The organism is Shewanella surugensis (assembly GCF_023284005.1).
Lineage (GTDB): Bacteria > Pseudomonadota > Gammaproteobacteria > Enterobacterales > Shewanellaceae > Shewanella > Shewanella surugensis.
In genome coordinates this window covers 24800-38847 of record NZ_JAKIKS010000008.1, presented here as the reverse complement: position 1 = coordinate 38847, position 14048 = coordinate 24800, and the positions used below count along the sequence as shown (strand labels likewise).

The following is a 14048-nucleotide window of genomic DNA, read 5'->3' as shown; positions in this document are numbered from 1 at the left end:
CATCTGACAAACAAAGTAGAAATAACAGCCAAAAAAAAACCCCTATAAAGGGGTTTTTTAAAACTAAAATCAAGTAATTACTTGATTTTAGCTTCTTTATACATAACGTGCTGACGGATAACTGGATCAAATTTCTTGATTTCCATTTTTTCAGGCATGTTACGTTTGTTTTTCTCAGTCGTGTAGAAATGACCTGTTTTAGCGCTAGAAACTAGCTTGATCTTCTCACGATTACCTTTAGATTTAGCCATTGCTTATTACACCTTTTCGCCGCGGGCACGAAGTTCTGCAACAACAACTTCAATACCTTTTTTATCAATGATACGAATACCTTTAGTCGATATACGTAGCTGTACGAAGCGCTTTTCATCTTCTAACCAGAAACGGTGGTTCTGTAGGTTAGGTAAAAAACGACGACGAGTCGCGTTTTTCGCGTGCGAACGGTTGTTACCAACCATAGGTCGCTTGCCAGTTACTTGGCATACTCTTGACATGTCAATCTTCTCCAAAAACAGTTTTAACGCTCAAGCATTAATGTACCCCGTAAGGCCGTCGCCCGAGGCACACAAAGAGGGCGCATTTTATACAGGATCTAAAATCAAAGATCAAGGAATAGATCAATCTATCCATCCCCGCTCTGCGAAAGAAACACACTGATTACCCCCTATAACCATATGATCTAATAAAGAAACATCGATAGTTAACAGGGCATGTTTTAATCGCTCAGTTATTCGCCGATCTGCTTGGCTTGGCTCAGCAATCCCAGAAGGATGGTTGTGGCACACAATCACAGCAGCGGCTTTCTTTTCAAGCACTAGGCTAACCACTTCTCGTGGGTAGACAGAGGCAGAATCTATGGTGCCACGGAATAATTCAACAAACTGAATCACTCGGTGCTGACTATCTAGCAATAAAACGCCAAAGACTTCATAGGCACGATCCGCTAATTGTCTCATTAAATAGTCTCGAGTTAAATCAGGATCTGATAAAATTTTGCCTCTTTGGAGATTTTCTTTCGAAATTCGCCTACTTAATTCAACTGCAGCCTGTAATTGTGCGTATTTTACCGGCCCTATTCCCTTTAATTCACATATTTGTTTCTCTGACGCACTCACTACCGCACGTAAACCACCAAAATGAATCATCAAGTCTCGCGCTAATGCCACTGCACTTTGCCCTTTTAGCCCCACTCTGAGTAACACTGCCAATAATTCAGCGTCAGATAAGCAGGCAACCCCCATGGATAACAGCTTATCTCTTGGTCCTTCCCCGACAGGACAATCCGTAATCGCCATCAGCACACCCTTCATAAATGACTTATTTACTCTCAGTATGGTCGCTGGGGTAAAAATAGTTCAAAATGAAATCGATGATCCTCCCTATAAGCTTTTTATGTTATCTTATCGGGTTAATAAACATAGCGAATGCTTGGCAGTGGATCATGAGTCTGACAAATAAGAATATCCTTTTAGGGATTGGCGGAGGAATTGCCGCTTATAAATCCGCAGAATTGGTGCGCCGATTAAAAGAACGCGGCGCTAATGTGAGAGTCATTATGAGCCAGAGTGCTCAAGCATTTATTACGCCTCTCACATTACAAGCCTTATCAGGCAACCCTTTGGCTATCGATTTACTCGATCCCGCTGCTGAAGCCGCTATGGGCCACATAGAATTAGCCCGTTGGGCCGATCTAGTGATTATCGCGCCAGCCACTGCCAATTTACTCGCTCGCCTTAATGCGGGTATGGCCGATGAGCTCATCACCACCACTTGCTTAGCCACTCATGCACCTGTCATTGTGTGCCCAGCAATGAACCAGCAAATGTACCTCAATCTCACCACCCAAGAAAACTTAAGCCATTTACAACGTAAAGGTGTGCCTATTTGGGGGCCAGACAGTGGCAGCCAAGCCTGTGGTGAGATAGGCCCAGGTCGTATGTTAGAAGCCAATGATATCGCCAATCGTGCCAGTGACTTTTTCGCACCGCAACCGTTCGAAAATGTGAATTTATTGCTGACGGCTGGCCCCACTCGCGAAGCCATCGATCCTGTGCGTTATATTTCTAATCATAGTTCAGGAAAAATGGGCTTTGCCCTTGCTCAAGCGGCAAGCGAGATGGGCGCCAAGGTCACTTTAGTCTCAGGCCCCGTTAATCTCAGTACGCCATTGGGTGTAACTCGCATTGATGTTGACTCTGCAGCTGAAATGCACGCGGCAGTCATGCAACATGTTAATCATCAAGATATCTTTATCGGATGCGCTGCTGTGGCAGATTATCGTATTGCCAATATCGCCACCCGCAAACTCAAAAAATCATCATCGGATACCATGACACTGGATTTAGTCAAAAACCCTGATATTCTCGCCAGCGTTGCCAACTTAACCCCTAAACCTTTTACCGTCGGCTTTGCCGCTGAAACACAAGATGTCGTCCATTATGCTAAAGATAAACTCATGCGTAAAAAACTCGATATGATCGCCGCAAACGATGTCTCTCAACCGGAATTAGGCTTTAATGCTGACAATAATGCACTCTGTGTTATTTGGGATGATGGCCAACAGATGCTACCCACCACCGATAAATACACCCTAGCCAAACAACTTTTGTCCCTCATCGCAGATAAAAGACTCAATGAATAGGCGTTATCGTATTCAATCGCACTAATGATATTTAAAGTATTTTAGGAAGAGCCGTGATTAAATGCAGTCCAAGCGGGCTGCTCTTAATAAGTTAGCGATATAGCATCCAATATATCCACTTTATGCGTGCTCAGCAGTAACCGAGTGAAGGATATTTCAATGGCTGTTAGCCCCAAAATAAATCGTCGTGAACACATTTTACAATCGTTAGCGACCATGTTAGAAACCAACCCTGGTCAACGTATCACCACGGCAAAACTCGCCGCCGAAGTCGGTGTATCAGAAGCGGCACTTTATCGGCACTTTCCCAGTAAAGCCCGTATGTTCGAAGGATTAATCGAATTTATTGAAGAGTCATTACTGTCGCGTATCAACCTCATCATGGAAGAAGAGAAAGATACCATGAAGCGTTGTCATCAATTGCTGCAATTGTTATTGGTGTTTGCCGAACGTAACCCTGGCATTTCCAGAGTGTTAAACGGTGATGCATTACTGGGCGAAAATGAGCGTCTTCGCAATAGGATAAGCCAACTTTTTGCCAAAATAGAAACCCATTTAAAACAAATTTTACGGGAAAAATCCTTACGTGAAGCCACCGGTTTCACCTTAGATGAGTCGGTATTAGCCAACTTACTATTAGCCATCGCCGAAGGACGCATTGCGCAGTTTGTACGCAGTGAATTCAAACTCAAACCCACCCATAACTTTGCCGAACAGTGGCATTTTATCCAGCAGCAACTGCTGCAAAGTTAATCTTTTATTTTCAAGTGGGCATGTTCAATCATATCCACTTGAAAACATCACTTAAAACACGTAATTTACACACAAACTCGTTAGTGACAAATACAAGGAAGTAGCATGAATTTATTTAAAACGTTCAGTTTTATGACGTTACTCTTATGCGCGACAGCACTTGCTGAAACCAAAATCGATAGCAAACCACTTGATCCCAGCACCCTTTTTAGTCTTTCTAATGAATATAGCCAAGTCAAAATTTCACCCAAAGGCGATTACATCAGTGCCATTAAGATCTTCGAAGGTAAAAAACTGCTGATCATTCTCGATAGCAAAACAAAAAAACTACTGCATGCGGTGCATTTTCCCGATAATGCGCAAGTGGGAGATTACGTCTGGGCGAATCATGAACGTTTAGTATTACAAAAAGAATATCTCAAAGGCTGGAGTGATGTCCCTGAGTATCACGGTGAACTTTATGCGGTTAATGCCGACGGTAAAAAAGCAAAATACCTTTTTGGATATAAAACCAGTGAAAAGCAGCTCGGCACGCTGATAAAGAAAAACACGCCTATTCAAGCAACAGCGTCCATCCTCGATGCTTTGCCTAGTAATAATCGGTACATGTTAGTTTCAGCGATCCCTTGGTCAGGCTCCACAGGAAGAGAATTAAATACAGAAGCTAATCAAATCGTTTACCGTGTCGATATTTATAAAGGATTACGCCGAAAACTCGGACGCGCTCCAATCGGCAACTCTCATTTTTTGACTGACAATGAAGGTGAACTGCGTTTTGTCAGTGGCACCAATGATCATATTCATTCACAGCTGTTTTACCGACAGGATGGCCAATGGATAAATACTCATCAATTTAGCTATAACTTAAATGATATGCAGCCTATTGCCTTCGGTGAGAATAACAACCAAGTCTATGTCATCGGCAGAGAATCAGGCCAAACCCGTGGCGTTTATCTGCTTAATGTTAAAACCGGTGATAAACAAAAAATTAGCCAAGATAACACGGTCGATCCCAGTAATGTGTGGATCAACAATATCAATAAAAAGCTGTACGCCGTAGAATATGAAAACGGGTATCCTGAGTATGAATTTGTCGATAACAAGGATATTTATGCCCAATACACTAAGCAATTATTAGCCTCTTTACCCGGCCATCAAATTCGCCTCGTCAGCGAAACAATGAATAGCGACAAGTTAATCATTAATGCTTTCAATGACCGAAACCCAGGTGATTATTACTTATTTGATGCACAAAAAGTCAAACTAGAATATTTATTTTCACAAAAGAGCTGGCTCGATCCTGAGCAAATGGCAGACGTTAAACCCATTAGCTTTACCGCCCGCGACGGAAAGACCATTCATGGTTACTTGACCTTGCCTTACGGGGCAGATGCCAAAAACCTTCCGCTGGTGGTTAACCCTCATGGCGGCCCTTATGGTGTAAGAGACGGGTGGGAGTTTAATGCTCAAAATCAGCTCTTCGCTCAACAAGGCATGGCGGTATTACAAGTTAACTTTCGCGGTTCAGGCGGTTATGGTCAAGCGTTTGAGGAATTGGGCCATCAAAAGTGGGGCACCGACATTCAATATGACATCATCGATGGGACTAAAGATCTCATTGCGCAAGGTATAGCCGATAAAAGCCGTATTTGTATTGTCGGCGGCAGCTTTGGCGGTTATTCCGCATTGCAAAGTTCCATCATCGATCCGGATTTATTTCAGTGCGCTATCGGCATGTCTGGCGTATACGATCTGGAACTCATGTTTAATGAAGGTCATGTTTCTCAAAGAAAGACTGGACAAGCCTACCTCGGCGCCGTATTGGGTAAAGACGTCGCTCAGCTAAAAGCCATGTCGCCTACACACCATGTGGATAAACTCAAAGCGAAACTGTTACTTATTCATGGTGGGGGTGATAAACGTGCCCCTATTGAACAATTTGAGGCATTAGCGTCAGCCTTAAGCAAGCAACACTACCCTTTCGATAAAATGGTGCTCGATAATGAAGGTCACGGTTTTTATAAAGATGAACACCGAGCGCAGGCTTATCGTAAAATGCTCAGTTTCTTGAAAACCAACTTAAAACTGTAACGCTAATAAGTGATGGTTTATCCTTAACTTTCCATCAGGCACTACTGAGTCATCGGCTCACATATTTGCTTTTTTAGCTTATGTGGGCCAATATCCCCCCTTTTTTAATTTGAGCATAAACGTTACTCAACTCGCTCAACATAAATCAATAGTGCCTCTCTTTTTACATGCTCAACACTCAAACGCAGGAAAATCCATGTCCGCTTCACGCTTATGCCGTTTACTTTTTTCATCTTTATTGTTGCTGTTCAGCACCTTGTCTTTGGCGCAAACGGCCAGCCAAACGCCTAATGAACTTGCCACACTGTTTAGCCGTTCGAGCCAATTTAGTCAGGTAAAAATCTCCCCAAACGGCGACTATATTAGCGCCATCACCCATAAAGAAGGCAAAACTGCACTGCTGCTGCTCAACGCGACCACACTTGAATTACTTCACTTAGTTCGTTTTTCCAGCAATGCCCAAGTCGGTGATTATATCTGGGCCAATGATCAACGCCTCGTCATGGAAAAAGAATACATTGTCGGTTGGCAAAGTCACCCCATTTACTATGGCGAATTGTATGCGATTAACGCCGATGGCAGTAAACCCAAATATATTTTTGGCTATAAACGTAAAAGTATGTTGCTCAGCTCACATGCCAAACAAAATCAGGCAATACGCGCTACAGGCTATATTCTCGACCCATTAATTAATGATGATAAGCACTTACTGGTATCGGCTATCCCTTGGGATAACAAAAACAGTCGCACACTCAACACCGAACTCGCTAAGACCGTTTATAAAGTCAATATCGACAAAGGAACACGGACAAAAGTCACTCGCGCACCCATTGAAAACTCGCAGTTTATGACCGATCACCAAGGTCAATTACGCTTTGTCAGTGGCAGCCAAGATCATCTGTCTTCCTCTTTGTTTTACCGAAAAAATGATGCTTGGGTGAACGTGAATAAACTGGGCTTTAAGCTCGATAACATGAACCTGATTGCTTTTGGAAAAGAGCAAAACCAACTTTATGTCTCAGGGGAAAACCAAGGCCAACCACTCGGTATTTATCGCGTCAATACCACCACGGGGGCGCATAAAAAAATCATTCAAAATCCGGATGTCGACTACAGCCATGCATGGATAAATCCCTTAACAAAGGAACTCTATGCGATTGAGTTTGAAAATGGTTATCCGAGTTATGCCTTTATCAATAAAAACGATCCCTTTGCTCTTTACACTAAACAGTTACTGAACAGTTTTACAGGCTTGCAAGTGCGCCTTGTAAGCAGTACCAAAACAGCGGATAAAGTCATTGTCAAAACCTTTAACGACACCAGCCCCGGTCAATATTATCTATTTGATACCCAAGCCGTGAAATTGCGCTATTTGTTCAGCGAAAAATCATGGATAGAACCCAAGAAGATGGCAACAGTGAAACCCGTCCAATTTAGCGCCAGAGACGGTCAAATCATTCATGGTTATCTCACTCTACCTAAAGGACAACAAGCTAAAGACTTACCGCTGGTGGTTAACCCTCACGGCGGCCCTTATGGAGTAAGAGACGGCTGGGAGTTTGATGTTCAAAATCAACTTTTCGCTAGCCAAGGCATGGCGGTATTGCAAGTCAACTTTAGGGGCTCTGGGGGGTATGGCCAAGCGTTTGAAGCGCTAGGCTACCAAAAATGGGGCACCGACATTCAATATGACATCATCGATGGTACTAAAGATCTCATTGCGCAAGGTATCGTCGATAAAAACCGTATCTGTATAGCGGGCAGTAGCTTTGGCGGTTATTCCGCGTTGCAAAGCTCAATCATCGAACCTGATTTATTTCAGTGCGCCATCGGTATGTTCGGCGTATACGATCTCGCCGAGATGTTCGAAGAAGGTGATATCTCCGATAGCAAGAGTGGCCAAGCCTACCTGAGCACCGTGCTAGGTGATGATCCGGCTCAACTACAAGCCATGTCACCCGCCCAGCACGTGGATAAACTCAAGGCCAAGTTGCTGCTTATTCATGGTGGCAAAGATGAACGTGCCCCAATTGAGCAGTTTGAAGCACTAGAGTCTGCCCTAAACAAGCGGAAATATCCGTTTGATTCGCTGCTCCTCGATGATGAAGGTCATGGCTTTTACAAAGATGAGCACCAAGCACAGGCCTATCGAAAAATGCTCAGTTTTTTGAAAGAAAACCTGAAACTGTAACCCTTAAATATTAATCACTAGCAATAAGCAAAACATCAATTTTAACCTATTGATGTTTTGCATGAAAAACAAATCTATAACAATAAATCAACACTTGGTGTGAATAGTGAAATAACGTATTATCGATTGTAAAGTAACCCAATTCTTCATCAAGGCTCCTAATGTTTCACTTTAAATTAACCGCTTTTTTCGGCTTACTGTTATTCAGCATAACCACTCAAGTCATGAGCGCTACTGATCCAGCAAGCTTATTTAGCCGTTCAAGTGAATTTACTCAAGTCCAGATTTCACCCGCTGGGCAGTATATTAGTGCGATTCAACTTTTTGAAGGTAAAAGACTGCTTATCATCTTGGACTCCACAACAAAAAAATTATTACATGTGGTTAACTTTCCAGGTAAAGCCCAGGTCGGTGATTATTCATGGGCAAACAATGAACGTTTAATAGTGCAAAAGCAATATCTTAAAGGTTGGAGTATCGAACCTTTATATTATGGCGAACTCTACGCAGTTAATGCTGACGGTTCGAATGATGAGTATATATTTGGATATAAAGACAGTTCTTCTATTAGAGGGACAGCCTATCTTTTAGATCCACTATTGAATGAAAAACGTTACGCATTAATAGAAGTCATCCCTTGGAGCAGTGGCTCAGGTAAAAGAAGCTACTCCTCTGTAGTGTATCGGGTTGATATTTACAATGGTAGTCTTCGTAAAAGAGCAAAGTCTCCCATCCCCTATCCTGTCTACTTAACCGATAATAATGGGCAACTACGTTTTGTCAGTGGCAGTAAAGATCATATCAATTCCTCACTTTTTTATCGCCAAGAGGGTGAATGGATTAACACCGATAAATTCAAATTTAATTTACAGAACATGAAACCCATCGCTTTTAGCCAGAATAAAGATGAAGTCTATGTTTACGGCCAAAAGAACGGACAAACTCATGGTATTTATTTACTTAATATTAAAACAGGCCAAAAGCAAAAAATTAGCCAAGATAGTACTGTTGACCCAAATAATGTCTGGATTAATAGCAATAATAAAAAGCTTTATGCTGTTGAATATGAAAAGGGCTATCCTGAATATGAATTTATCGATAAAAACGATACCTATGCTAAACATCTAAAGCTGTTATTAACCTCCTTAGTTGGCCACCAAATTCACTTAATTAGCCAAACACGTGATGCCGACAAATTGCTAATTCTCGCCTTTAATAACAGAAACCCTGGTGATTATTACCTATTCGACACAAAGAAAACCAAGCTTTCCCTCCTATTTTCCCGTAATAAATGGCTCGATCCCAACAAAATGGCGGATGTCAAACCCATTAGCTTTACTGCTCGCGATGGAAAAACCATCCATGGATATTTGACCTTACCCTATGGTATAGATGCAAAAAATTTACCTCTAGTCGTCAACCCTCACGGGGGCCCACATGGTCTACGTGATTATTGGCGATTTGTTCCTCAAAACCAGCTTTTAGCCAGCCAAGGTATGGCTGTATTACAGGTCAACTTTAGAGGTTCTGGCGGTTATGGCCAAGCCTTTGAAGAGCTGGGTTATCAAAAATGGGGCACGGACATTCAATATGACATCATCGATGGCACCAAAGATTTAATTACTCAGGGCATAGTGGACAAAAACCGTATTTGCATCGTCGGGGGCAGCTTTGGTGGTTATAGTGCATTACAAAGCTCAATCATCGAACCGGATTTATTTCAGTGCGCCATCGGCATGCATGGTATTTACGATCTTGCCATGATGTTTGATGAAGGCAGTATATCGGATAAATATGCAGGCCAAGCCTATCTTAAAGCGGCTCTAGGAAATGATATGAATCAACTTAAGGCCATGTCACCCACACATCATGTGAGTAAACTAAAAGCCAAATTATTATTAATCCATGGTGAAGAAGATACTCGCGCGCCGATTGAACAATTTGAGGCCTTAGAAGCTGCATTGAAAAAACAGCACTATCCTTATGAGTCACTGCTCCTCGATGATGAAGGTCATGGCTTTTACAAAGATGAGCACCAAGCACAGGCCTATCGAAAAATGCTCAGTTTTTTGAAAACAAACCTAAAGCTTTAAGCGGTATACCCGTGATGCTTCAAGATGCATCACGGGTATAGATCACCTTTTTCATCTCAGCGATGAATAAATTTGAGTATAAATCTAGTTAAAATCAGGGTATCCTGCTGCTAGCTATTCGTACCAGAGCGCTATATTAAAGCGTTAAAGTGGGTATATCTGCCAAGCAGAATACTATTTTACCCGTTTACGTTTAACCAGATGATGCCGACATATTGTCCGCAGTAAGACAGTAACCGTGACTAAAGTACCGCTACCTAAATGTAGTGGAGGAAACAATGACATTAACAAACCAAGCATTGAGTGGATCTGCGCAGCAAGTACAAGCAGCGCTCATTGAACGAGGGTTAGAAACCCCCATGTTACCTTGCGAGCTTTCAAAGGAAGAGCGCAAACAACAAATTGAAGCCCATATGCACGGCATTCTCACGTTAATGTCATTAGATTTATCTGACGATAGCTTATGCGATACGCCAAGACGTATTGCCAAAATGTACGTCGATGAGATTTTTTCTGGTTTAGACTATGCCAACTTTCCTAAAATCACCGTCATCGAGAACAAAATGGGCTTCGATGAAATGGTGAAAGTGAAAGACATCAGCATGACCAGTACCTGTGAACATCACTTAGTCACCATAGACGGCCTTGCCACCGTGGCCTATTTACCCCGAACCAATATCATCGGCTTATCAAAAATCAATCGCATTGTGCGCTTTTTTGCGCAACGACCCCAAGTGCAAGAACGATTAACTCAGCAGGTACTCGTCGCACTGCAAACCCTATTGGATACCCAAGATGTGGCGGTCAAAATGGATGCGGTACATTATTGCGTCAAGTCACGGGGTATTATGGACTCCACCAGCTCGACAACGACCACGGCATTAGGTGGGATTTTTAAATCAAATCCTGCCACCCGCGCCGAATTCCTTCATCAATAAATAGTTTCACCAGTAAAAAACGACACTCGTCGGTCATAGAAAACAAAAAAGCCGTATTCAGAACACGGCTTTTTAAGCCTCTACGCATTTCAATTAACCGTTTATGCTTCAATGCCATATTGATCGCGATAGCGGCTCACTGACGCCAGCTGTACTTCCATACCACTTTGGCTAGACAAATAATGAATTAAGTCACCCAACTTAATAATAGAGACGATATCGCAGCCAAAATCACGCTCGACTTCTTGGATGGCTGACAGTTCTCCGGTGCCCTTCTCTTGACGATCCAATGCAATCAACACCCCTGCGAGCTGAGCATTATGGGCTTGGATTATTTCCATTGATTCTCGAATAGCCGTGCCTGCTGTGATCACATCATCCACCAGCATCACCCGACCTTTCAGCTCACTGCCCACTAAACTGCCGCCTTCACCGTGATCTTTCTTTTCTTTACGGTTAAAGCAATAAGGTTTATCGATGTCATGATGATCGCACAGCGCCACTGCGGTAGTCGTTGCAATCGGAATACCTTTGTAAGCGGGGCCAAACAGCAAATCATATTCAATGCCCGAGTCCACCAAGGCGGAGGCATAAAAACGCCCTAAACGGGCTAAATCTCGCCCCGTATTGAATAAACCCGCATTGAAAAAATAAGGACTCACGCGACCAGACTTTAACGTAAATTCGCCAAACTTTAACACCTGACGCTCTAAGGCAAACTCAATAAACTCACGTTGGTAAGCTTTCACTTTTCTCTCCTCATATCGGTGATACCCGCATAAACGGCTTCACACACCCATAAAAAAGGACCCTTTAGGATCCTTTCAATTTATTCAATCGTCAATTCGCTTAACTCAATGCCGCTTTTTGGACATCGATAATTTCTCGAATACCATGTTTAGCCAGCTCCAATAAGCTTAATAGCTCTTCATGGCTAAAGGGCTCACCTTCGGCAGTGCCTTGTATTTCAATCATCTTGCCCGTTTCAGTCATGACTACGTTCATGTCGGTTTCAGCGGCACTATCTTCGATGTACTCTAAATCGCAAATGGGCTCACCTTTATAGATCCCCACACTCACCGCGGCAATCAAGAACTTAAGCGGATTGGTTTTTAAAATGCCTTTACCACGCGCCCAATTCAGTGCATCCACTAACGCCACACACGCGCCCGTGATTGCCGCAGTACGCGTACCACCATCGGCTTGGATCACATCACAATCGATAACGATGGTATTTTCGCCCAATAACTTCATATCAACCGCAGCACGTAATGAGCGCCCGATTAAACGCTGAATTTCTTGAGTACGGCCCGATTGCTTACCGCGCGCCGCTTCACGATTCATACGACTGTGGGTTGAACGGGGTAACATACCATATTCAGCCGTTACCCAACCTTGCCCTTGCCCCTTAAGGAAACGCGGTACCCCTTCTTCAAAACTCGCGGTGCACAATACTTTTGTCTCACCAAATTCCACCAACACCGACCCTTCAGCATGAGCAGTAAATTGACGAGTAATGGTGACTGGACGAGATTGAGCGGGCGTTCTATCGCTTGGGCGCATAGGGGGATTCCTGTATTTAAAGCTATAAACAATGGGAGCCTAGTATAAGGAGATGCGCGCCAGTAAGCCATAGTAAAAAACAGAAAAAAACAGCTGTTATCCCTCAGGGGCTGTTAATCTTTGGTGATGATTTCTGCAGCCGTTTGTGGGGTCTTTATACAAGACAGAGCTTATGCTGTGTAGTTATTCTCGGCTTTGGTTCAAACATCGCTCTACCTTCCCCGTCCGTGGGGTCGTACATAACTAAGCGATAACGCTGTAAAAAGGCGCCACAAACACTGTCCGTAAGATCCGTTTAAACGTGTTTACTCTTTGTTGTAGCCCTCTTTATTAAAGTAAAAGGGCTTAAAAGACTAGGCAGCACTCACTACGCCGTGATTAAAACACGCTTAATTCGGACATAATTTAACCACGAAAGAGCAACAGCCCCTAGTCAATAGTGGTGTTGAGTCTCGAAAAACCGAAAAGCTTTTGACGCAACCACTCAGCTGGTTATAATTCCTTATCATTTAGACGCACTTATTAATACTGGGAAATACGCATGATCCAAAGTATGACAGCCTACGCACGCATTGAGCATAAAGCAGATTGGGGCAGCGCCTCATGGGAAATACGTTCAGTCAATCAGCGCTATTTAGAAACATACTTACGCCTACCTGAGCATTTTCGCAGCTTAGAACCCCTATTAAGAGAGCGTCTACGTAAACGCCTCAATCGCGGTAAAATCGAGGTCAATCTTCGTTATGATCTTAATGATACTGACAGCAGTGAATTACAGCTTAATGAAGCCCTCGCCAAACAGTTAGTTACCGCCGCTAACTGGCTAAAAAAAGAAGCAAAACACGGTAAACTCAACTTAGTCGATGTACTGAAATGGCCTGGCGTGATGTCAAGTTCAGAGCAAGACATGGACGCGGTAGGTAAAGAATTACTCAGTGTTTTCGATGACGCTATCAGCCAATTTATTGAAGCCCGTGGCCGTGAAGGTGACGCCATTACAACCATGCTCACCACTCGCCTCGATGCCATTGTTGAGCAAGTGGCCATCGTGCGTGAACATATGCCAAAAGTCATCGAATGGCAGCGTGAAAAGCTGACCCATCGCTTAGATGAGATCAGCGGCGAGCTGGATCCTGCGCGTATGGAACAAGAAATGGTCATTTTAGCGCAAAAAATGGATGTGGCCGAAGAGATGGACAGGCTCGATGCGCATATTGTTGAAACCCGTCGCATTCTCGAAAAAGGTGGCCCACAAGGTCGTCGCCTCGACTTTATGATGCAAGAATTTAACCGCGAGTCCAACACCCTCGCCTCTAAGTCTATCAGCACCGAGATCACTGCCGCTGCCGTAGAGCTAAAAGTGCTAATCGAGCAAATGCGTGAGCAAATACAAAATGTAGAATAGCCGCCGTTACCTAGTAGAGGGTTAAAGTCATTGAAAGCCACTGACAACACATCAGTGGCTTTCGATGACTATTAGCTATTTTTTAAGCGCGACGATTAATAATTGTTTATACATTAAAAAATTCAAAGGTTTGTGATAATAGCGGCTGTATCTTTGCCTCTCTAGGCACTCGCTTTCCATCAATATACCTTCTCGGATCAACCGTGACAATACCCCAAAACTGTAAAAAACGCGCGATAAAACGTGATCCTATAAGCATCTCGAGCAGATCGTGCGACGAGTAATATTTATCTTCCCTCATTAAGCCCACTAAAAAATGTCGGTTCTAAGCTTGAGCTTAAATCCCGCTATACTCAATAAACTCATCCAAAAC

Annotated in this window: 12 protein-coding genes; 7 read left to right on the top strand and 5 right to left on the bottom strand. The window is 43.2% G+C overall.

Annotation, left to right across the window (positions count from 1 at the left end; all coding sequences use genetic code 11):
* Nucleotides 1-77: 77 nt before the first annotated feature.
* The 3 genes from rpmG to radC all read right to left on the bottom strand — a co-directional run bounded on the left by rpmG (nucleotide 78) and on the right by radC (nucleotide 1295).
* Entirely contained in the window at nucleotides 78-251 is a 174-nt protein-coding gene (rpmG, locus tag L2764_RS03540; RefSeq protein WP_011494790.1) for a 50S ribosomal protein L33, read from the bottom strand.
* A 6-nt stretch (nucleotides 252-257) separates the two neighbouring features.
* Nucleotides 258-494 (bottom strand): 50S ribosomal protein L28, encoded by a 237-nt coding sequence (gene rpmB, locus L2764_RS03535; RefSeq protein WP_248938863.1) that lies wholly within the window; start codon nucleotides 492-494, stop codon nucleotides 258-260.
* Nucleotides 495-617: 123 nt separating this feature from the next.
* Entirely contained in the window at nucleotides 618-1295 is a 678-nt protein-coding gene (radC, locus tag L2764_RS03530) for a RadC family protein (RefSeq protein WP_248938862.1), read from the bottom strand.
* A 146-nt stretch (nucleotides 1296-1441) separates the two neighbouring features.
* Here radC and coaBC point away from each other — a divergent pair, with 146 nt between their 5' ends.
* The 6 genes from coaBC (at nucleotide 1442) to folE (ending at nucleotide 10707) form a co-directional block, all read left to right on the top strand.
* Nucleotides 1442-2641, top strand: coding sequence for a bifunctional phosphopantothenoylcysteine decarboxylase/phosphopantothenate--cysteine ligase CoaBC (coaBC, locus tag L2764_RS03525; protein ID WP_248938861.1), 1200 nt, complete (start codon nucleotides 1442-1444; stop codon nucleotides 2639-2641).
* Nucleotides 2642-2800: 159 nt separating this feature from the next.
* Nucleotides 2801-3394 carry a nucleoid occlusion factor SlmA gene (slmA, locus tag L2764_RS03520; RefSeq protein WP_248938860.1) on the top strand — a complete coding sequence of 198 codons (594 nt, stop codon included), beginning with the start codon at nucleotides 2801-2803 and terminating at the stop codon, nucleotides 3392-3394.
* 105 nt (nucleotides 3395-3499) lie between these two features.
* Nucleotides 3500-5485, top strand: a complete 1986-nt coding sequence (locus L2764_RS03515) for an alpha/beta hydrolase family protein (RefSeq protein ID WP_248938859.1) — start codon at nucleotides 3500-3502, stop codon at nucleotides 5483-5485.
* 196 nt (nucleotides 5486-5681) lie between these two features.
* On the top strand, nucleotides 5682-7676 hold the full coding sequence (locus L2764_RS03510; protein WP_248938858.1) for an alpha/beta hydrolase family protein: 1995 nt from the start codon (nucleotides 5682-5684) through the stop codon (nucleotides 7674-7676).
* A 161-nt stretch (nucleotides 7677-7837) separates the two neighbouring features.
* Nucleotides 7838-9769: an alpha/beta hydrolase family protein gene (locus tag L2764_RS03505; RefSeq protein ID WP_312018335.1), complete on the top strand. Its 1932-nt coding sequence runs from the start codon at nucleotides 7838-7840 to the stop codon at nucleotides 9767-9769.
* A 278-nt stretch (nucleotides 9770-10047) separates the two neighbouring features.
* Nucleotides 10048-10707, top strand: a complete 660-nt coding sequence (gene folE, locus L2764_RS03500; protein ID WP_248938857.1) for a GTP cyclohydrolase I FolE — start codon at nucleotides 10048-10050, stop codon at nucleotides 10705-10707.
* A 101-nt stretch (nucleotides 10708-10808) separates the two neighbouring features.
* Here folE and pyrE read toward each other — a convergent pair whose 3' ends face one another.
* Together pyrE and rph are read right to left on the bottom strand one after the other, a co-directional pair.
* Nucleotides 10809-11456, bottom strand: a complete 648-nt coding sequence (gene pyrE / locus L2764_RS03495) for an orotate phosphoribosyltransferase (RefSeq protein WP_248938856.1) — start codon at nucleotides 11454-11456, stop codon at nucleotides 10809-10811.
* A 100-nt stretch (nucleotides 11457-11556) separates the two neighbouring features.
* The gene (gene rph, locus L2764_RS03490) at nucleotides 11557-12270 is read right to left on the bottom strand and encodes a ribonuclease PH (RefSeq protein ID WP_248938855.1); all 714 of its coding nucleotides are present in this window, start codon (nucleotides 12268-12270) and stop codon (nucleotides 11557-11559) included.
* Nucleotides 12271-12811: 541 nt separating this feature from the next.
* On the opposite strand from rph, the gene L2764_RS03485 reads away from it, so the two are divergent.
* Nucleotides 12812-13675, top strand: a complete 864-nt coding sequence (locus L2764_RS03485; RefSeq protein ID WP_248938854.1) for a YicC/YloC family endoribonuclease — start codon at nucleotides 12812-12814, stop codon at nucleotides 13673-13675.
* Nucleotides 13676-14048: the final 373 nt, after the last annotated feature.

What these genes read in the sequence shown, in the direction of transcription:
- folE (WP_248938857.1), top strand. Translation starts at nt 10,048, where the DNA reads ATGACATTAACAAACCAAGCATTGAGTGGATCTGCGCAGCAAGTACAA.
- rpmG (WP_011494790.1), bottom strand. Translation starts at nt 251, where the DNA reads ATGGCTAAATCTAAAGGTAATCGTGAGAAGATCAAGCTAGTTTCTAGC.
- rpmB (WP_248938863.1), bottom strand. Translation starts at nt 494, where the DNA reads ATGTCAAGAGTATGCCAAGTAACTGGCAAGCGACCTATGGTTGGTAAC.
- L2764_RS03515 (WP_248938859.1), top strand. Translation starts at nt 3,500, where the DNA reads ATGAATTTATTTAAAACGTTCAGTTTTATGACGTTACTCTTATGCGCG.
- rph (WP_248938855.1), bottom strand. Translation starts at nt 12,270, where the DNA reads ATGCGCCCAAGCGATAGAACGCCCGCTCAATCTCGTCCAGTCACCATT.
- slmA (WP_248938860.1), top strand. Translation starts at nt 2,801, where the DNA reads ATGGCTGTTAGCCCCAAAATAAATCGTCGTGAACACATTTTACAATCG.
- radC (WP_248938862.1), bottom strand. Translation starts at nt 1,295, where the DNA reads ATGGCGATTACGGATTGTCCTGTCGGGGAAGGACCAAGAGATAAGCTG.
- L2764_RS03485 (WP_248938854.1), top strand. Translation starts at nt 12,812, where the DNA reads ATGATCCAAAGTATGACAGCCTACGCACGCATTGAGCATAAAGCAGAT.
- coaBC (WP_248938861.1), top strand. Translation starts at nt 1,442, where the DNA reads ATGAGTCTGACAAATAAGAATATCCTTTTAGGGATTGGCGGAGGAATT.
- L2764_RS03505 (WP_312018335.1), top strand. Translation starts at nt 7,838, where the DNA reads ATGTTTCACTTTAAATTAACCGCTTTTTTCGGCTTACTGTTATTCAGC.
- L2764_RS03510 (WP_248938858.1), top strand. Translation starts at nt 5,682, where the DNA reads ATGTCCGCTTCACGCTTATGCCGTTTACTTTTTTCATCTTTATTGTTG.